This is a genomic window from Pseudomonas sp. ATCC 43928, from assembly GCF_005938665.2.
Taxonomy (GTDB): domain Bacteria; phylum Pseudomonadota; class Gammaproteobacteria; order Pseudomonadales; family Pseudomonadaceae; genus Aquipseudomonas.
This window is the reverse complement of sequence record NZ_CP041753.1, coordinates 3,573,262-3,591,682: the sequence shown is the minus strand read 5'-3', so window position 1 is coordinate 3,591,682 and position 18,421 is coordinate 3,573,262. Positions and strand designations below refer to the sequence as shown.

The window sequence follows — 18,421 nt, the reverse complement described above, 5'->3', positions numbered from 1 at the left end:
CTATCTGAAAATATTCAAATCTCAGTGAAAATGACCGTCTACGCTTGCGTGTGTGCGGTGGTGATTTTGGTGATGGGTATCTCATGAGTCTGAAGAAAACCGTTGCACAACTGGTGACTTTGGCCGTAGTCGGGTTGGCGGTGCTGCTCGGTTGGTTTGCTTGGGATCATTACACTCGATCACCCTGGACTCGTGATGCGCGAGTGCGTGCCGATGTGGTGACGCTATCAGCCGAGGTCTCGGGACGCATCATTAGCTTGCAGGTGCAGGACAACCAGCATGTGCAGAAGGGCCAGTTGCTGCTGGAAATCGACCCGGCGCGTTACGCACTGGCGGTCGAACACGCGAAGCGCTCAGTCGAAGTGGCGAAAGCCACTGAGGGCCAGTCGAAGGCATCAATCATTTCCAGTGAGGCCTTACTCAAACAACGCCAGAGCGAAGAGCAGAGGCGAAGGACGCTCAAGCAGCGTTTCGCGATCTCCGGCGAAGAGTGGGAAAAGTCCAGTACCGAAGTGGCGGTAGCTCAGGCGGACCTGTTGAGAAACCAGGCCAACCTTGGCTTGGCGCAAGCCAATGTGCAGCTGGCTATTGCGGCCTTGACCCAGGCCGAGCTGGATTTACAACGAACCCGGGTGGTGGCGCCGGTCAGTGGCTATGTGACGAATCTGCTGACCCGCGAGGGTGACTTCGCTAGTGGTGGCGGTGCGCTGTTGGCGTTGGTTGACAGTCAATCCTTTTATGTTAGTGGCTACTTCGAAGAAACCAAGTTGCCGCGAATCAAGGAGGGTGATCGGGTCAGGATCGAGTTGATGAGCGGCGAGACCTTCGGCGGCACCGTACAAAGCATCGCTTTTGCTATCGCCGACCGTGAGAACTCCCCCGGCAGTCGCCTGCTGGCCAACATCAACCCCAGCTATACCTGGGTCAAACTGGCGCAACGAGTGCCGGTGCGGATTCAGATCGACGCCGACTATATCGCCAAAAACAGCTTGCGTGCCGGGACCACGGCTACCGTCACTGTCATGGAAAACCGGGATAATCAGGCAACCCACTAACCCCATATGGGGACGGGCTTATGTGGCGAGGGGGCTTGCCCCCGTTCGGCTGCGCAGCAGTCGTAGATTGGGGCCGCTTCGCGACCCAACGGGGGCAAGCCCCCTCGCCACAAAGGCTCGCTCCCACAGGGATATGCGTTGAATTAAAGACCGACAAAAAAAAGCCCCGTGACCGAATGAGGCACGGGGCAAAGAATTTGGTTGGGTTGCGGCCAACCAAAGGGGCACGTTAAAGCATTACTTGCTGGCGACCGTCTCTGGCTGCCAGCCGCCGCCGAGGGCTTTGTAGATCGCGACGATGCCGCGATACAAATCGACTTCGGCCTGGGCTTGGGTGTCTTCGGCTGCCAGACGCTCACGCTGGGCATCGAGCAGGACGAGGAAGTCCACGGTGCCTTCGCGGTAGCGAATTTCGGCGAGGTCCGCAGCGGCGCGGCTTGATTCGCTTTGACGAATCAGCGAAATCAGGCGCTGCTGGCGTTTGCCGTAATCACTGAAGGCGTTCTCCGATTCTTCCAGTGCCAGCAATACGTGCTGCTCATAGGTCGCCAGGGCGCCTTCGGCTTCAGCATCGGCACCGCGCAAACGGGCGCGCACGCTGCCCAGGTCGAACGCCGCCCAGGTGATGCTCGGGCCCAGTGCCCAGGCATTGGCCGCCGACGAGCCGATCTGCGAACCGCGCCCGGCAGTCCAGCCAAGAAAACCGCTGAGGCTCACCCGAGGGAACAAATCAGCCTTGGCCACGCCGATGCGGGCGGTGGCAGCCGCCAATTTGCGTTCGGCGCTGCGGATGTCCGGACGCCGTTGCAACAGCTCGCCCGGATCACCGATGGGCAGGGCCTTGGCGATCGCCGGCAAGTCTTTTGGACTCAGGTCGACGGTCAGTTTGTCCGGACGTTCACCCAGCAGGGTGGCGATGCGGTTGCGCTGACGAACCTGTTCGGCTTGCAGTTGCGGCACGCTGGCTTCGACAGACGCCAGGCGCGCATCGGCACGAACCACGTCCAGCTGATCGCCAACACCGGCGTCACGCAGGCTTTCGGTGATCTTGCGTGACTCCTGCTGATTGTTCAGGTTGGCCAGCGCGATTTTTTCTCGCAGTTGCGCGCCGCGCAGTTGGCCATAGGCGTCCACCAGTTCGGCAATCATGGTGACTTGCAGTTGGTAAAGATCGGCTTCGGCCGCTTGCTGCTCAGCGTCGCTGGATTCCAGGTTGCGCTGGATGCGACCGAACAAGTCCAGTTCCCAGGCCATGTCCAGGCCCAGGTCATAGCGTTCGCTGTTGACCCGTTTGGTGGTCTGACCCGGAATCTGCCCTTTGCCCAGATCGCTGCTCGCGCGGCTGGTGATGGTCGGCATGGCGTCATTGCTGGCGTCATCGCGAATCGCCCGGGCCGCTTTCCAACGGGCAAAAGCCACACGCAAATCACGGTTGCCCTGCAAGGATTGCTTCACCAACTGGTTGAGGGTCGGATCGTCGAATTGCTGCCACCAGATGCCTTCGAAACGGGCGCGGTCGAAGTTCTTCTGACCGGCGCTGCCATCGTTGGCGGCCGTGATGTTGGCCGCCTCGGTGGCTGGGGTTTTATAGTCCGGGCCGACGGCACAGGCGCTCAGCGCCAGTACCAGCAGGCTCGGCAGGAAGGCTTTCAGGCTCATTGTTGCGCCTCCAGTTGCTTTTCCAATTTCAGTGCCTTGGCCGCTTTGCGTTGCTCACCGCGCTCCACGAAGTTGCGAATCAATACGTAGAACACCGGCGTCAGCAACAGACCGAAGAAGGTCACCCCGAGCATCCCGGAGAACACCGCCACACCCATGGCATGACGCATTTCGGCACCCGCACCGCTGGAGAAAACCAGTGGCACAACACCCATGATGAACGCGAAGGAGGTCATCAGGATCGGCCGCAGACGCAGACGGCAAGCTTCCAGTACCGCTGCCAGCGGGCCGAGACCTTCTTCCTGCTTATCCTTGGCAAACTCGACGATCAGAATCGCGTTCTTACACGCAAGTCCCACCAGTACGATCAAGCCGATCTGGGTAAAGATGTTGTTGTCGCCGCCCGAGGCAATCACCCCGGTAATGGCCGACAGCAGGGTCATCGGTACGATCAGGATCACCGCCAGTGGCAGGCTCCAGCTTTCGTATTGAGCCGCGAGCACCAGGAACGCCAGCAGTACGCAGAGCGGGAACACGAACAGCGCAGTGTTGCCGGACAAAATCTGCTGGTAGGTCAGGTCGGTCCACTCGTAGGTCATGCCGTTCGGAAGTTCATCCTTGAGCAGTTTCTCGATGGCTTTCTCGGCCTGGCCGGAGCTGTAGCCTGGGGCTGCCGCACCGTTGATTTCAGCGGTGATGAAGCCGTTGTAGTGCATCACGCGGTCTGGCCCGGAGGTGTCGCTGACCTTGATGAAGGTCGCCAGCGGGATCATCTCGCCACGGTTGTTACGCACTTTCAGCTGACCGATCTGATCCGATTCGAGGCGGAACTGTTGCTCGGCCTGAACGTTGACCTGATAGGTGCGACCGAAGCGGTTGAAGTCGTTGGCATACAGCGAACCCAGGTAAATCTGCAGGGTGTCGAAGATGTCGCTGACGGCTACGCCGTGGGTCTTGGCTTTTTCCCGGTCGATGGCGGCATCGACCTGCGGCACGTTCACGGTGTAACTGGTGAACAGACCGGCCAGTTCCGGCACGCTGCGGCTCTTGGCGATGATGTTCATGGTTTCTTTGTACAGCTCGTCATAGCCCAGGTTGCCCCGGTCTTCGATCTGCAGGCGGAAACCGCCAATGGTCCCCAGGCCTTGTACCGGCGGTGGCGGGAAGATCGCCATGTAGGCTTCCTGAATCCCGGCGTACTGGCCGTTCAACGCACCGGCAATCGCACCGGCGGACATGCTCGGGTCTTTACGCTCGTCGAAAGGCTTCAGGGTGACGAACACGATGCCGGCGTTAGGACTGTTGGTAAAACCGTTGATCGACAGGCCAGGGAAGGCCACCGCGCTTTCCACGCCAGGCTGTTTCAGGGCCAGGTCGGACATGCGCTTGATCACGTCTTCGGTACGGTCCAGGCTCGCGGCATCCGGCAGTTGCGCGAACGCCACCAGGTATTGCTTGTCCTGGCCAGGTACGAAACCGGTCGGGGTGTTGGAGAAACCGAAGAAGGTCAACACCATCAAGCCTGCGTACAGCAGCAGGGCGATACCGCTGCTGCGGATTACCCGGCCCACGGTGCCGACATAGCCATGGCTGGCCTTGTCAAAGAAACGGTTGAACGGACGGAACAACCAGCCACCGAATATCTTGTCCAGCACCTTGGAGAAGCGGTCTTTTGGCGCGTCATGGCTCTTGAGCAACACAGCGGCCAGTGCTGGCGACAAGGTCAGCGAGTTGAAAGCCGAGATCACGGTCGAAATCGCAATCGTCAGGGCGAATTGTTTGTAGAATTGACCGGTCAAGCCGGAGATGAACGCGGCCGGGATAAACACCGCACACAGCACCAGCGCCGTCGCGATGATCGGGCCGGTCACTTCACGCATCGCACGCTTGGTGGCTTCTACCGGAGTGAGTCCGAGCCCGATGTTTCGCTCGACGTTCTCCACCACCACGATCGCATCGTCGACCACGATACCGATGGCCAATACCAGTCCGAACAGCGATAGGGCGTTCAGCGAGAAGCCGAACAGGTGCATCACGGCAAACGTACCGATCAGCGAAACCGGCACCGCCACCAACGGGATGATCGAGGCGCGCCAGGTTTGCAGGAACAGGATCACCACCAGCACAACCAGGATCAGTGCTTCGAAGAGGGTGTGAACCACCGCCTCGATGGAACCGCGCACGAAGATCGTCGGGTCATAGACGATGCTGAAGTCCATGCCTTCCGGGAAGTTCTTCTTCAGCTCGGCCATTTTCGCCCGAACGTCGTTGGAGATCTGGATCGCGTTGGAGCCTGGGCGCTGGAAGATCGGGATCGCCACCGCCGGTTGGTTGTTCAGCAAGGAGCGCAGGGCGTATTGGCTGGAGCCAAGCTCGACGCGAGCAATGTCTTTCAGGCGAGTGATTTCACCATTTTCGCCAGAGCGAATGATGATGTTCTCGAACTCTTCCTCGGACACCAGACGGCCTTGGGTGTTGACCGACAGCTGGAATGCCGTGGCATTCGGTGCAGGCGGAGCACCCAGGGCACCGGCCGCCACTTGACGGTTCTGTTCACGAATCGCGGTGACCACATCGGTGGCGGTCAGGTTGCGCGAAGCGGTCTTGTTCGGATCGAGCCACACCCGCAGCGAGTAATCGCCCATGCCGAACAGCTGCACATCACCGACACCGCCCAGACGCGCCAGCTCATCCTTGATGTTGAGCAAGGCGTAGTTGGACAGGTAGAGCATGTCGTAGCGTTTGTCCGGCGAGGTCAAGTGCACAACCATGGTGAGGTCGGGCGACGCCTTGTCGACGGTGATACCGATGCGCGTCACTTCCTCGGGAAGCTTGGGCTCGGACCGGGTCACGCGGTTCTGCACCTGCACCTGCGCGTTGTCCAGGTCGGTGCCCAGGGCGAAGGTGATGGTCAGGGTGATCTTGCCGTCAGCGGTGGATTGCGAGGACATGTACAGCATGTTCTCGACGCCGGTGATGGCTTGCTCCAGAGGAGCAGCCACAGTTTCACCGATGACTTTAGGGTTGGCGCCGGGGAAGTTGGCACGGACCACCACGGTCGGTGGCACCACTTCCGGGTATTCGCTGATCGGCAACTGGAACAGCGAGATGGCACCGGCGATCAGGATCAGCAGCGACAGTACCGCTGCGAAGATCGGCCGTGAAATGAAGAATTGGGAGAAATTCATCGGAGTAATTGCCCCTTAACCGCGTGGAGTCGCAGCAGCCAGTTTCACAACCGTACCCGGCGCGACCTTGGCAGGTGCGACTTGGGGCAGGTTGCTGGCTTCCAGCGCTTGTCGTTGTTGAGCAAGGGCCGCGAGGGTTTCCTTGCTGGCCATCGGGATCACTTCAGGGCTGACCGGCGAACCAGGGCGAACCCGTTGCAAACCCTTGACGATGATGGTGTCGTCTTTGTTCAGGCCGCTGCGCACGATGCGCAAACCTTCGATTTTCGGACCCAGCTCGACGGGGCGATAAGCCGTTTTGTTGTCGGCATCCATCACCAGCACGAACTTTTTACCCAGGTCGGTACCGACCGCTTCGTCGTTGATCAACACCGCGGAGTAGGTGCCGCTGCCCACCAGTTTCAGGCGTGCATAAAGACCCGGGGTGTAGCTGCCGTCTCTGTTGTCGAACACCGCACGACCGCGGATGGTGCCGGTCTTCGGGTTGACTTGGTTGTCGACGAAGTTCATCTGGCCCTGGTGCGGGTTGCCGTCTTCATTGGACAGGCCCATGTAAACCGGGGTAGTGGCGCCGCGTTGACCCTGGCGGGCGAGCTGGTTGTACTTGAGGAACACACGCTCGTCGGCGTCGAAGTAGGCGTAAACCTTGTCGGTGGACACTACGCTGGTCAGCGCGGTGGTGTCGGCGGTCACCAGGTTGCCGGCGGTGATTTCCGCACGGCTGACACGACCGCTGATTGGGGACGTCACGCGGGTGAAGCTCAGGTTCAGTTTGGCCAGGTCCAGTTGCGCCTGGAGTGCACCGACGGCGGCGCGAGCCTCTTGAGCGGCACTGGTGCGCGAGTCGGCGAGTTCGGCGGAAATCGCGTTGCTGGTGCGCAGGCGTTCACCGCGTTGGGCTTCGTTTTCACTGCGGGTAGCCGTGGCGCGAGCTTGCGCCACCAGGGCTTCGAGGCGGCGGACCTCAGCCTGGAACGGGCGCGGGTCGATCTGGAACAACAGATCGCCTTTCTTGACCAATGCGCCTTCGGTGAAGGTTACGTCATCGATCTGGCCGGAGACCCGTGGACGAATCTCTACCGTTTCTGGCGCTTCCAGGCGCCCGGTGAATTCGTCCCACTCGTTGACCGGTTGCTCCAGCACCTTGGCCACGCTGACTTTGGCCGCGGGCATGGTGGCGGCAGCGTCCGGAGTCTTGCCGCAGGCGCTCATCACCATCACGGCCAACAGGGCCAAGGGGAAGCGCAAATGTTTGAGTGACTGTTCCATGGATGCATCCGCCAATGTATTGAGATGGGCGGATAATGCTTGGCGGGGCGATATCAAACGAATCGAACGAGGCAAAGGTAACTATCATTCGGAATGATATAAGCCAGAAGCAAGCCCTCTAGCATGCACCTTTCGTTAGCCGGCTATCAAATGAAATGATGACAATTGTGTGTTGCGTGGAGTGCAAAGGTCTGGCTTGAAACCGTGTCGCGGCCTTCGCTGAGGATGGATGGGGCCCCGCGCCCCGGGAATTTTTGCGAACTGTTTGTTTTCGTCACACGAAGCTCCAACCAACGTATGCTCGACTCCGTTCAGCAAGTCTCGCCGCGGCTGTTACAAGGCAGGATTTCCTGAGCTCGCCATTCCTTAATCAGCCCGCGACGATTGCGAGAGTAGCGTTCGACAAGCACCTCAGCGTGTGCGACGTCATCCAGGTCTATCACCCGGAACTTGCTGTCAGCCTCGCACCATGCCGCCAGGGAACGCTTGGATTCGATAAACCCCAGCATGATCGGCCAGATAATTTGCTCATCAACAGGCGCATGAGCAATCGATAGCGTGATACGCAACTTGCATTGGTCGCGCAGTGCACGGCGGATTTCGCTTAAGTCGATCGGTGTGGAAAGAGTGGCGGGCCTACTTACGTAGAATGTCTCATCGTCGAAGGCCGGACGCATTTCCAAAGGCAAGACGGCGTTAATCTTGGCCAATGCGTTATTAACAGCGAAGGCAAACTTGTCGTCCATCTGACGACTGATCCATTGGGCGCCGGCTGCAAGCGCTTGTATTTCTTCTTCTGTAAATGAGAGAGGGGGAAGAAGAAATCCAGGCTTGAGAACGTAGCCCAAACCAGGTTCACCCTCGATGTCGGCCCCCATACCCTGCAGTGTCAGTACATCGCGACGTATGGTGCGAAGTGACACCCCCAACTCCTGGGCGAGTGTCCGTCCCGATACCGTTCTGCGATGTCGACGGAGAACTTGCATCAGTTCAAACAATCGGTCACTTCTGGACATTCCTACTCCATTTCGATGACGCCTTTACCGCCGAGTTTTCGACCTTTTTCGAGTTCCCCGATCAGTTGAATAGCGTCGCTTAGGGAAACGGTTTTTCCTATCGGGATCCTGAAGCGTCCCTCACTGGCCGCTTTGGCAAGCTTATCCAGAATTTCAGCGCGCGGTGATCCGATGATTGGTTTGAGTCTGCGATCAAAAATAGCTCGAATAAACTTGCCAGGGCCTGGGTTCAGATCCAGAAACACGCCTCCCGCTCGCAACATCCCAATGCCTGTCGAAACCGGTAGCGTCGCCGCAGTGTCGTAAACCAAATCGAATCGTGTGGCGATACTCGATACCTGCGTGTTCCGATAATCATAGACGGTCTGCACCCCCAGCGACTTTGCTCGCTGGATGTCCTTGGCGCTGCAACTGCCCGAGACGACAGCGCCATGTATCAGCGCTATTTGTACGGCTGCTTCGCCGACGGCACCGGCACAACCGTTTACAAAAACGTGCTGGCCGGCTTGCGGCTTCGCTTTGTCGATTAGTCCGTTCCAAGCGGTTATACCGGGCGTGCCCAGACACACGGAATCCTCGAATGAAACATCATCGGGCTTATGCGCTAGAAATGCTTCTTTTGTGATGACGGCTTCGCCAAACGCGCCGCTTTCTTTGAATCGGGCCAGACCGAAAACCGCATCGCCCACCTTCAGCCGCTTGACGCCTGGGCCGACCGATAAAACTGTGCCGGAACAAATCATGGATGAAGTTCTTCAATGCCGGGCGGGCCATTACAGTTTGTCATCCCACGCAACGCTGCTGTGGAGTCGGCGTAAGTGTCAAAAGCGTACCTCCTTGCCGAGCTGAATCGTAGGCAGCGTCCATGACCTGCATGATTGCCTCGGCGTCGCGTAATGATGCAATTGGCTTGGCCCCGTTACGGCACTCAGCAAGCACTTGTTTGACGAACAGTGGGTAATAGACGTCTGTGTCCAGTTGTAGTCGGCGGCTTCGAGTGCCGGCCGCAAGGTTCTGTCGATCCCTTATTTCGATTCGGTCGGGACCGGATTTGGCATACATGTGATCAGATGAAAGGGTGAAGGAGAACTCGCGTTGCTCGTCGGCGGTGCTGGGAAAACTGTATCCTGTTTCCACAACACCGATCACGCCATCCTCAGTCTGCAGGGTCAATACCGAATAGTCTTCGACGGCACCCCGATGCGTGAGTGAATTCATAACGGCTGAGACTCGCGAGACCTCCTTACCGGTCAATAGTCTGAAGAGATCTATGAAATGCGTAGCCACGTTGATCGTGGATCCGCCTCCTGAAAAAGCGGGATCGATGGCCCAGCCTGAGCCTGCAGTTTCATAACGAGCGGGCGGACCTACGATGAAACGGAAAGACATGTAGTTGAAGTCCGCAGGCAAGCGTCCCTCAGTATCTTGCAGTGCGCCAAGCAGTTCACTCATGCGGAAGATCAGCGGTACAGCACAGTAGAGATTGGCTTGCTCGGCTAGCTCACGTAGCCGTGTGACCTGTGCCATGTTGATGCCGCAGGGCTTTTCCAGGGCAAAGGGAATGTTTCGTGCAATCACGGCCTCTGCCAGCGACGGCATTTCCGAATGCCTGCCGAACACGAAAGCAAAATCGACCTCCTCGCGCTCAAGCAACTCATAGGATGAGCTATACAACGCGCATTTGAATCGCTCGGCAATTGCTTCACCCTTCACGTGCTCCGAATCCGATACGGCCACCACTTGGACCCCGTTGGTCTCAAGAGCATTCAGATACAGCGGGACATGCCAATGGCTGACCTCCAGTAACGCAACTTTCATGTGTACTCACTCCTGGCGCGGTGCTGTTACGTTATCGGGGTGGTAATCGAACCCAAGGAAGCGTAGTGCAAGCAACGCCTGGCCTTTGTGCATGGGGCCCCCGTCCTGGGTGCGACAACCTCTTTTACGCGCAGCATCGCAAAGCGGTGTCGATTCCGGCGAGTTGATGATATCCACGACGAGGGTGCCGGGTTCGAGTCGCTCGGGATCCACAGGCATAGGATCATTCTTGTTCATGCCAAGCGGCGTGGCATTGATCACGATTTCATAGCCATGTGGGTCGGGTGGGCCAGAAAGCGTGATGCAACCTGTTTCGGCAGCAACGGCTTTCGCCAGATCCTCGGCTCGGTGTTCGTCGACATCGGAGATAGTGAGCGATCGAGCTCCCGCCGATGCGACGGCAAATGCGATCGCTCTGCCTGCGCCCCCAGCTCCGACCAAAAGAACGTTCTTGTTCGCTGGATGATAGCCTTCCCATTGCATGCCAAGAACACAGCCGAGGCCATCGAATACGGCACCGACCCAGCGTCCGTCTGTCTCGCAACGAATGACGTTGATTGCACCCACTTGACGAGCAGTCGGATGAAGTTCGTCGACAAGAGCCAGCATCCTTTGTTTATGAGGCATGGTGACCAGGATGCCGGCGAGATTGTTCAATGCTCTGGCACCGACCACGAACGAGGACAGGTCATCGGCCTTGACCTCCAATGGAATACAAACCGCGTCTGCCTGTTGTTCTATAAAGAGTCGGTTGAATAGTTGCGGAGACTTGGCAGCCGCCAGCGGATGGCCGACCAATCCATAAAGCCGAGTTGTTCCTGTGATATGTGAGGCCATGATTGCCTGATATTTGATGTTGACGGGAAGAGGAGCGCTGGCTGGCTTCTTGGGCATGCACAGCGTCGATGGCTATGCATTGGCAAGTGCCGACCGCATGATGCTGCTCTGCCCATCGGGCCTGTGGGTCGCGAAAACCTAATGGTCGCACCAGTGTCATCGTCGAAGGTCGTTACGAACGCAGTTGGCTAGCCAGGTCATTCGGGACGGCTGTCTGAGCTGTGCCCCGCATCGCTTCGGCCCGCATACGATCGTATTCTTCTTTGGCAATAGGCACTGCGTTGCGCTTGCCGAGATCTTCAAGGCGAATCCGGTATGTTTCGCGTGTAGTGAACGCCGCGATCGCAGCGATAACACAGATACCTAATGTAAGAGAGCCGATTCTTAGCGGGATATTGTCAGAGCCGGGGGGCGCAACAGTGACGAAGATTGCCGGGAGAAACGCAGTCATCGCGGTCCCTATGTTCTGTCCGATGGCCATGCCGGTCACACGCACCCGCGTACGGAACAATTCGGGAAAGAGGCTCGGAAATACACCGTTGAAACCCTGGTAGGCGACGCCCCACATGAGTACGGAGAGAACCAGTGAAAGCCACAGGTTATGGATGCTGATAGCGTACAGATACGCGTAAGAGAGCAGTCCCGCGCAGAGAACGCCAATAATGACTGGGGGCCTGCGGCCGATCTTGTCTGAGAGGTTACCGACGAAGGGGATCAGGATTACCGCACACATGTTGCCCAGCAGAGGAATCCACAAATAGACGCCTGCAGGGAAACCGATTCCATAGGCCGGTTGAACCGCATAGGTAGCGCCGAATACCGAGGCGACAATGGCGATCACCGCAGCAAGTGCCATGCAGATCACACGCAAGAGATCACCCCAGCTCTGCCGGATGACTTCGACAACTGGCAGGACAGTAGCTTCGCCTTGCGTTTTTTGTTTGGCAAATACAGGTGTTTCGTCGACCTGGCGGCGAATGATATATCCCAGGATGACTACGATGACGCTGAGCAGGAACGGAATCCGCCAACCCCAGGAAGTGAACTGATCCGCAGGCATAAAATGAGCGAGAGGCAAGAAGACTGCTGCCGCGAGCAATTGCCCGGCCTGAACTCCTTGGAGGGTAAAGCTCGCGAAGTAACCACGGCGGCCGGACGGGGCGTGTTCGAGAATCATGGAACTGGCGCAGGAGATCTCCCCGGCCACCGCAAAACCCTGAATCAGGCGCAACGTCACAAGCAGCACCGGCGCCCAGATCCCGATCTGCTGGTATGTTGGCAGAAGTCCGATACACATCGTCGAGAAGCCCATCAGGAACATGCAGTAAACCAGAACCGTTTTACGGCCGTGGCGATCACCCAAATGCCCTAGGACAACAGCGCCTATCGGCCGGGCGATATAGCCCACACCAAAGCTGGCAAGAGAGGCAATGATGCCGACCGCAGGGTTATCAGATGGAAAAAAGAGCTGTGGAAACAGCAAGGCCGCCGCGGTCGCATAGATAAAGAAGTCGTAATACTCCAGTGCTGAGCCGATCCAACCGCTAGCTGCGGCTTTCTTTGACTGGCCTTTGGAATGAGCGTCGATCGGTATGCTCTGATTCATAATGTGTCTCCGGTTTCTCAATTGTTGTTATTGTAACTGCGTTCCATCAGTAATTCTGTTACCAGAATCGCCGCAATGTCAAGGGAGTCGTTCCTTGCTCGATCAAGGCGTGATGCTGGTTATTGTGAGGTGTTGAGTTCAGACGCCTGACGGTCGTCGCCAAGCCGAGCGAGCACGCTAAAGCCCGCTCGTGCAATTGAGCGAATAGGCTGTAAGAGGATGAACAGGCTCCGACGCGTCAAGCGCTCAGCACTGTTGCTTCATACAATGGGTAATGACGCCAACGACAGGTTCTAACGTCGTAGTACGCCGTCTTGCCCGTTTGCCAACCTACAAGCTATCTCGCGAGAGATGACCGTCGACGAGCCTCGAAATGTTCAACGGATTCGCGTTCTTGAGAGCATCGGGAAGCAATGCATCGGGGTAGTTTTGGAAGCAGACGGGTCTCAGGAAGCGGTCGATGGCCAAAGTGCCGACCGAGGTGCCCCGACTATCGGAAGTCGCAGGATAAGGGCCGCCGTGGACCATTGAATCGCAGACCTCGACACCGGTTGGGTAGCCATTGATGAGGATGCGACCAACCTTCATCTCCAACAAAGCAGTCAACTCTACGAATTGCGTAAGGTCTTCTGGCTCACCAATCAAGGTAGCGGTCAATTGTCCGTGAAGGGCATTGATGGCAGCGTTGAGTTGCGCCTGGTCAGTGACCTCGATGAAGATCGACGTGGGGCCAAAGATTTCTTCTTGAAGGACCTTGTCGCCTTTCAGCAGCAACTCTACGTCGGCTTTGAACAATTGTGGCTGCGCCTGGTGACCCTGTTGGTTACTGCCAGCCAGGTGCACGATGCCGGGGTGCGCGTGCAGGTTCTGCAATCCAGCCGCATAGCTGCGCAGGGTGCCTGCGTTGAGCATTGTTTGTGCCGGTTGGTCGTTTATTAACGCCGCCACTCTATTCTGAAAGGCACTGAATGCATCCGAGCGAATGCCAACCACCAGTCCGGGATTGGTGCAAAACTGCCCGCAACCTTGAACCACCGAGGCGGCAAGATCGTGAGCGATACTGTCGGCCCGACGCGAGAGGGCATGGGGCAGGATCACGACCGGGTTGATGCTCGACATCTCGGCGAAGACTGGAATGGGCTCGGGACGAGCGGCGGCCATGTCGCACAATGCCCGACCGCCTTTGAGCGAGCCGGTAAAACCAACGCCCTTGATGAGCGGGTGTTTTACCAAGGCTTCACCTACGCCACTGCCATAAATCATGTTGAAGACACCGGCAGGCATGCCACTGCGCTCGGCCGCCCGGATAATCGCGTTGGCGACCTGTTCTGCAGTCGCCATGTGGCCGCTGTGGGCTTTGAATATCACCGGACAGCCAGCCGCGAGCGCGGAGGCGGTATCGCCGCCGGCCGTGGAGAAAGCCAACGGGAAATTACTGGCACCAAACACAGCAACCGGACCGATGGCGGTGCGGTACTGGCGAAGGTCAGGGCGTGGCAACGGCTTGCGAAGTGGTAACGCTTGGTCGATGCGAGCGCCATAGAAGTCACCACGCCGCAGTACGTTTGCAAACAGGCGCATTTGACCACTGGTACGTGCGCGTTCGCCTTGGATACGAGCTGCAGGCAATGCTGTTTCACGGCAAACCAGGGCAATAAACTCATCGTCCAAAGCATCCAGCTCTTGGGCAATGGCATCGAGAAACTCAGCCCGTTTGCTCGCGCTCAGGCTGCGGTAGCTGGAAAAGGCGTTGTAGGCTGCATGGGCAGCGTCCTCGATTTCTTGCGAGGTCGCCTGGTGGAAGGCATAGGGTAGGGTTTCCCCCGTGCTGGCATCCACACTCTTGACGATGATAGTGCCGGCGGCGCTGCGCTGACCGCCGATAAAATTCTGGCCGGTGATGAGGGACATCGTTGTCTCCAGGTTGAATGTGCAAGAGATAGCTGGGCAAGGCATTCCCAGGACTGAAAATCAGGTGACGGCGCCGATCTGCCAAGGCACGAACTCATTTTGTCCGTATCCGTGTTGTTCGCTCATGCTGCGCTCGCCCGAGGCAATGCGCAGCATGGTTTCAAAGATCGCTGCACCGCACTCTTCGATGGTCAAAGTGTCTTCGGCTATTTCGCCGCAGTTGATGTCCATGTCTTCTCGCTGACGAGCCCACAAGGCGCTATTAGTCGCCAGCTTGATTGATGGGGCAGGGGCACAGCCATAGGCCGATCCGCGCCCGGTGGTAAACGCAATCAGGTTGGCACCACCGGCGACTTGGCCGGTTGCGGAGACGGGGTCATAGCCAGGGGTGTCCATGAAAACCAGCCCGTTGGCAGTGACGGCCTGGGCATATTCGTAGACATCCATCAGGTTGCTGGAGCCAGCCTTTGCCACAGCGCCCAGCGACTTTTCCAGAATGGTGGTCAAGCCACCTGCCTTGTTGCCGGCAGAGGGGTTATTGTTTAACTCGGCTCCCATACGCTCGCAGTAGCGTTCCCACCAATGAATTCGAGCGATGAGTTTTTCGCCGACTTCACGGTTTACAGCCCGCCGTGTCAGTAAGTGTTCGGCACCATAGATTTCAGGGGTTTCAGAAAGAATCGCGGTACCGCCGCAGGCGACCAGGCGATCGACTGCATTGCCCAACGCAGGGTTGGCAGTAATACCGGAGTAACCATCCGAGCCACCGCACTGAAGCCCGACGGTCAGATGGCGAGCGCTGACCGGTTCGCGCTGAATCTGATTGGCCTCGCCAAGCAATTCCTTCACGTGGTCAATGCCACTGGCGATGGCCTTGGATGTACCGCCACTGTCCTGGATATTGAATGTGCGCAGTGTATTACTACGGGTTAGTCCTTGCGTCGTGAGTAATGAATCGATTTGGTTCGTCTCGCAACCCAAACCGATCACCAACACGGACGCAAAGTTGGCGTGGGTCGCATATCCGGCCAATGTCCGGCGCAACATGCTCAAACCGTCGCCCGCAGGATCAACGGCGCAGCCGGCAGAATGAGTCAGAGCAACAACACCGTCGACGTTTGGATACGCTTGCAGTGCAGCGGGATTGATGTCCCGACGAAAATGGTCTGCGATGGCGCGGGCGACTGTGGCAGAGCAATTCACTGAAGTCAGAATGCCAATGTAGTTGCGCGTCGCGACGCGTCCATCCGGGCGTACGATACCCATGAACGATGGGGCTTCACTCGGCTTGAAGTTGGGCTTCGCATCGACGCTGAAAGCATAATCTCGTGTGAATTCCCCCATGGCCAGGTTATGCACATGGATATGCTCGCCTGCTTCTATGTCGACAACCGCAAAACCAATGATTTGCCCATAGCGCCTTACCGGTTGACCGGCTTCGATACGCCGGGAGGCCACTTTATGGCCCGCCACAATCGCTTGCCGGATGGTCACGCCTTCCTGCTCTAGGATTTCGCCAGCGAGTAGCGGTCGGCGTGCGATGAGCACATCGTCCAGCGGGTTCAAACGCAGCACAGCTGCTGCGCCGGTTTTCATGATCAGTTCCATCGCATCCTCACGGGCTGCTGGGTGGTGCGCGGTCACTCATAGCGCCGCACTTTTGTGCCGGCACTATAGGATTCATAGAAATGGCTGCCTAATGAGAGCTTTCGATTGCTCGATAACTTTGCCTCATCGACCTTTACGTGGATCGCTGCAGTGCTTCTTCTCCGTAGCCGTTTGCCGCAGTCTGGCGAACTCTAATAAGGTCGCAACAAACATCCGCGTTGGCTCTGACAGGGGCTCATCCTTGCGAGTGATAACCCCGTAATCCTGAGATTCAACTTTGAAGGGCGTATTGAGGATTTGAAGCTGCCCATTTTGCAGTTGCGACTGGACCATGGACTCGGGGAGCATGGCGAGCATTGGCCCAGACTGCAGCAATTGCAGGAAGGTTTGCATCGAAATGGTCTCCACTGTGTTGGTTGGCGGGGCGATCTTGAACATCGCGAAAGCGCGCTCCATGCGTTGTCGGATCGGCGTATTAAAGGGATACATGACCCATGGCCATTCGCTGAGTGCTTCGGTGGGGACCTCTTCAAGTTGGCACAGCGGATGTGTGCTGTTCACGACAAGGCAGAAGGGTTCAGGTCCCAGTGAGGTAAATTCGAAAGGCTGACAAGCCTCATCCGTGAAGCGTGCGATGATCAAATCGAGCTTTTTTTGTTCGAGCATTTCCAGCAAGTGGTTGCTGGTTTGTTCGATCACCTCGATAGAAAGGAGGGGACGATCCCGTTTGATGCTGGCGATCGCTTCAGGCAGCACCACTGATGTCGCGGCGAAAATGGTGCCGACTTTTAAATGACCATGCCCGCCTTTTCGCAGTTTGTTGACCTGGTCGACGAACGACTCCGTGTCTTCCAAGGTAATGCGCGCATAACGGGCTACGAACTCTCCCAGTTCAGTAAGCACCAGACTGCGCGTTTGACGCTCAAACAGTGGGAAACCCAGGAGAACTTCCAGATCGCGAAGCAATTTACTGATGGCCGGTTGGGTAACATTCATCTGTTCTGCGGTCGTGTGCATATTGCGGGTCTTGGCCAGGCTATTGACCAGTACCAAATGTTTGATCTTCAGCCAGCGGGAGACACTGGCAAAAGTAATTTGATCGTTTTCCATCGGATAAGGCCTTGTCTGTCGATAACGAAACAGCATTGATTAGTGAGTTTCTTTCATTGGGATTTACGGGAGCGGTCCATTAGTTTTACGGCTCTGATGGCCGACTGATCTGGAAGCTCTATGGCGAACTTGAAACTGACGCGCGAAAACACCCTGCCAGTGGATGGCTTGGCCGGAACACTGATCGGCCGTGCCTGGATCCCGGGTGCGGTTGCAGGCCCCTCGCCAGTGGTGCTGCGCGATGACGGTGTGTTTGATCTTTCTGAAGTCTTTTCGACAATGAGCGAACTGTTGGAACACACCTCGCCGTTGTTGGCGGTTCGTCAGGCGTCTGGCAGGTACGTCGGGACTGTCGAGGAATTGCTTGGAAACACTGGCAGCCATGCCGATCCCGGCAAGGCATCGCTGTTGCCCCCAGCAGATTTGCAAGTCATCAAGGCAGCCGGGGTGACGTTCGCTTCCAGCATGATTGAGCGGGTAATCGAGGAGCAGGCCCGAGGCGATGCTGCAAAAGCGGAAAGTGTTCGCCGCTTGGTGCAAGAAGCCATCGGCGATAACTTGCGGGCAATCAAGCCGGGCTCGCCAGCAGCGATGCGCCTTAAGGCTGTGCTGATCAAGCAAGGCATGTGGTCGCAATACCTGGAGGTCGGTATCGGCCCGGACGCGGAGATTTTCACGAAGGCACCGGTTCTGGCCGCCGTGGGCAGTGGCAGCGAAATCGGCATCCATCACAAGTCTGAATGGAACAACCCAGAGCCGGAAATTGTGCTGGCGGTGAACAGCCGAGGCCAAGTGCATGGCGTCACCTTGGGCAATGACGTCAATTTGCGTGATTTCGAAGGCCGCAGCGCACTGCTGCTGAGCAAGGCCAAGGACAACAATGCGTCCTGTGCGATCGGCCCATTTATTCGTCTGTTCGATGAAACGTTTACCCTCGACGACGTGCGCAACTGCGTCGTGGATTTGCAGGTTCAGGGCGACGACGGCTTCATCCTTGAAGGCAGCAGTTCCATGGCGTTGATCAGCCGTGATCCGTTGGATCTCGTGGCCCAGACGGTCGGCGGTGATCACCAATACCCTGATGGCTTCATGCTTTTTCTCGGAACCTTGTTTGCGCCTACCCAGGATCGTGAGGCACCGGGAAGCGGCTTTACGCATAAGCAGGGTGATGAGGTCAGCATTGGGAGCCCGTTGCTGGGCACGTTGCGCAACACAGTCACCTACAGCCATGAGGCTGCGCCCTGGACTTTCGGCTTGCGAGCGATGATGCACAATCTTGCTGCCCGCGGGCTGCTGTAGGTAAGGCAGGTGGGTGAGCTGCATTGGGTGTTCTCCCGCAACGAT

At 57.5% G+C, this 18,421-nt stretch carries 13 protein-coding genes; 2 read left to right on the top strand and 11 right to left on the bottom strand.

Going from position 1 to position 18,421, the window contains the following annotated elements; genetic code table 11:
• Window positions 1–83: 83 nt before the first annotated feature.
• Entirely contained in the window at window positions 84–1,055 is a 972-nt protein-coding gene (locus FFH90_RS16415) for an HlyD family efflux transporter periplasmic adaptor subunit (protein WP_371924272.1), read from the top strand.
• Between the two features lie 237 nt (window positions 1,056–1,292).
• On the opposite strand, the gene FFH90_RS16410 is transcribed toward FFH90_RS16415, so the two are convergent.
• The 11 genes from FFH90_RS16410 to FFH90_RS16360 all read right to left on the bottom strand — a co-directional run bounded on the left by FFH90_RS16410 (window position 1,293) and on the right by FFH90_RS16360 (window position 17,077).
• Entirely contained in the window at window positions 1,293–2,714 is a 1,422-nt protein-coding gene (locus tag FFH90_RS16410) for an efflux transporter outer membrane subunit (protein WP_018926021.1), read from the bottom strand.
• Window positions 2,711–5,902: an efflux RND transporter permease subunit gene (locus tag FFH90_RS16405; RefSeq protein ID WP_018926020.1), complete on the bottom strand. Its 3,192-nt coding sequence runs from the start codon at window positions 5,900–5,902 to the stop codon at window positions 2,711–2,713. Before FFH90_RS16405 ends, FFH90_RS16410 begins: the two co-directional genes overlap by 4 nt.
• A 15-nt stretch (window positions 5,903–5,917) precedes the next feature.
• Window positions 5,918–7,171 (bottom strand): multidrug efflux RND transporter periplasmic adaptor subunit MexE, encoded by a 1,254-nt coding sequence (gene mexE / locus FFH90_RS16400; RefSeq protein WP_111455248.1) that lies wholly within the window; start codon window positions 7,169–7,171, stop codon window positions 5,918–5,920.
• 311 nt (window positions 7,172–7,482) lie between these two features.
• A complete protein-coding gene (locus tag FFH90_RS16395; protein WP_138867599.1) occupies window positions 7,483–8,187 on the bottom strand; it encodes a YafY family protein in 705 nt (234 codons plus the stop codon).
• Between the two features lie 2 nt (window positions 8,188–8,189).
• Entirely contained in the window at window positions 8,190–8,930 is a 741-nt protein-coding gene (locus FFH90_RS16390; protein WP_256663579.1) for an NAD(P)-dependent alcohol dehydrogenase, read from the bottom strand.
• A gap of 40 nt (window positions 8,931–8,970) precedes the next feature.
• Entirely contained in the window at window positions 8,971–10,005 is a 1,035-nt protein-coding gene (locus FFH90_RS16385; RefSeq protein WP_111455245.1) for a Gfo/Idh/MocA family protein, read from the bottom strand.
• 6 nt (window positions 10,006–10,011) lie between these two features.
• A complete protein-coding gene (locus FFH90_RS16380; protein ID WP_225602878.1) occupies window positions 10,012–10,899 on the bottom strand; it encodes a shikimate dehydrogenase in 888 nt (295 codons plus the stop codon).
• Window positions 10,900–11,014: 115 nt separating this feature from the next.
• Window positions 11,015–12,448, bottom strand: coding sequence for an MFS transporter (locus FFH90_RS16375; RefSeq protein WP_138867598.1), 1,434 nt, complete (start codon window positions 12,446–12,448; stop codon window positions 11,015–11,017).
• A gap of 330 nt (window positions 12,449–12,778) precedes the next feature.
• Entirely contained in the window at window positions 12,779–14,359 is a 1,581-nt protein-coding gene (locus FFH90_RS16370) for an aldehyde dehydrogenase (NADP(+)) (RefSeq protein WP_138867597.1), read from the bottom strand.
• Window positions 14,360–14,419: 60 nt separating this feature from the next.
• Window positions 14,420–15,967 (bottom strand): UxaA family hydrolase, encoded by a 1,548-nt coding sequence (locus FFH90_RS16365; RefSeq protein ID WP_138867596.1) that lies wholly within the window; start codon window positions 15,965–15,967, stop codon window positions 14,420–14,422.
• A 123-nt stretch (window positions 15,968–16,090) separates the two neighbouring features.
• Window positions 16,091–17,077 (bottom strand): LysR family transcriptional regulator, encoded by a 987-nt coding sequence (locus FFH90_RS16360; protein ID WP_138867595.1) that lies wholly within the window; start codon window positions 17,075–17,077, stop codon window positions 16,091–16,093.
• A 120-nt stretch (window positions 17,078–17,197) separates the two neighbouring features.
• On the opposite strand from FFH90_RS16360, the gene FFH90_RS16355 reads away from it, so the two are divergent.
• A complete protein-coding gene (locus FFH90_RS16355) occupies window positions 17,198–18,376 on the top strand; it encodes a fumarylacetoacetate hydrolase family protein (RefSeq protein WP_138867594.1) in 1,179 nt (392 codons plus the stop codon).
• Window positions 18,377–18,421 lie beyond the last annotated feature (45 nt).

Bases quoted from the DNA above. Each gene is read 5' to 3' on its own strand.
- FFH90_RS16415 (WP_371924272.1), top strand. From the start codon at position 84: ATGAGTCTGAAGAAAACCGTTGCACAACTGGTGACTTTGGCCGTAGTC.
- FFH90_RS16410 (WP_018926021.1), bottom strand. From the start codon at position 2,714: ATGAGCCTGAAAGCCTTCCTGCCGAGCCTGCTGGTACTGGCGCTGAGC.
- FFH90_RS16405 (WP_018926020.1), bottom strand. From the start codon at position 5,902: ATGAATTTCTCCCAATTCTTCATTTCACGGCCGATCTTCGCAGCGGTA.
- mexE (WP_111455248.1), bottom strand. From the start codon at position 7,171: ATGGAACAGTCACTCAAACATTTGCGCTTCCCCTTGGCCCTGTTGGCC.
- FFH90_RS16395 (WP_138867599.1), bottom strand. From the start codon at position 8,187: ATGTCCAGAAGTGACCGATTGTTTGAACTGATGCAAGTTCTCCGTCGA.
- FFH90_RS16390 (WP_256663579.1), bottom strand. From the start codon at position 8,930: ATGATTTGTTCCGGCACAGTTTTATCGGTCGGCCCAGGCGTCAAGCGG.
- FFH90_RS16385 (WP_111455245.1), bottom strand. From the start codon at position 10,005: ATGAAAGTTGCGTTACTGGAGGTCAGCCATTGGCATGTCCCGCTGTAT.
- FFH90_RS16380 (WP_225602878.1), bottom strand. From the start codon at position 10,899: ATGCCCAAGAAGCCAGCCAGCGCTCCTCTTCCCGTCAACATCAAATAT.
- FFH90_RS16375 (WP_138867598.1), bottom strand. From the start codon at position 12,448: ATGAATCAGAGCATACCGATCGACGCTCATTCCAAAGGCCAGTCAAAG.
- FFH90_RS16370 (WP_138867597.1), bottom strand. From the start codon at position 14,359: ATGTCCCTCATCACCGGCCAGAATTTTATCGGCGGTCAGCGCAGCGCC.
- FFH90_RS16365 (WP_138867596.1), bottom strand. From the start codon at position 15,967: ATGGAACTGATCATGAAAACCGGCGCAGCAGCTGTGCTGCGTTTGAAC.
- FFH90_RS16360 (WP_138867595.1), bottom strand. From the start codon at position 17,077: ATGGAAAACGATCAAATTACTTTTGCCAGTGTCTCCCGCTGGCTGAAG.
- FFH90_RS16355 (WP_138867594.1), top strand. From the start codon at position 17,198: ATGGCGAACTTGAAACTGACGCGCGAAAACACCCTGCCAGTGGATGGC.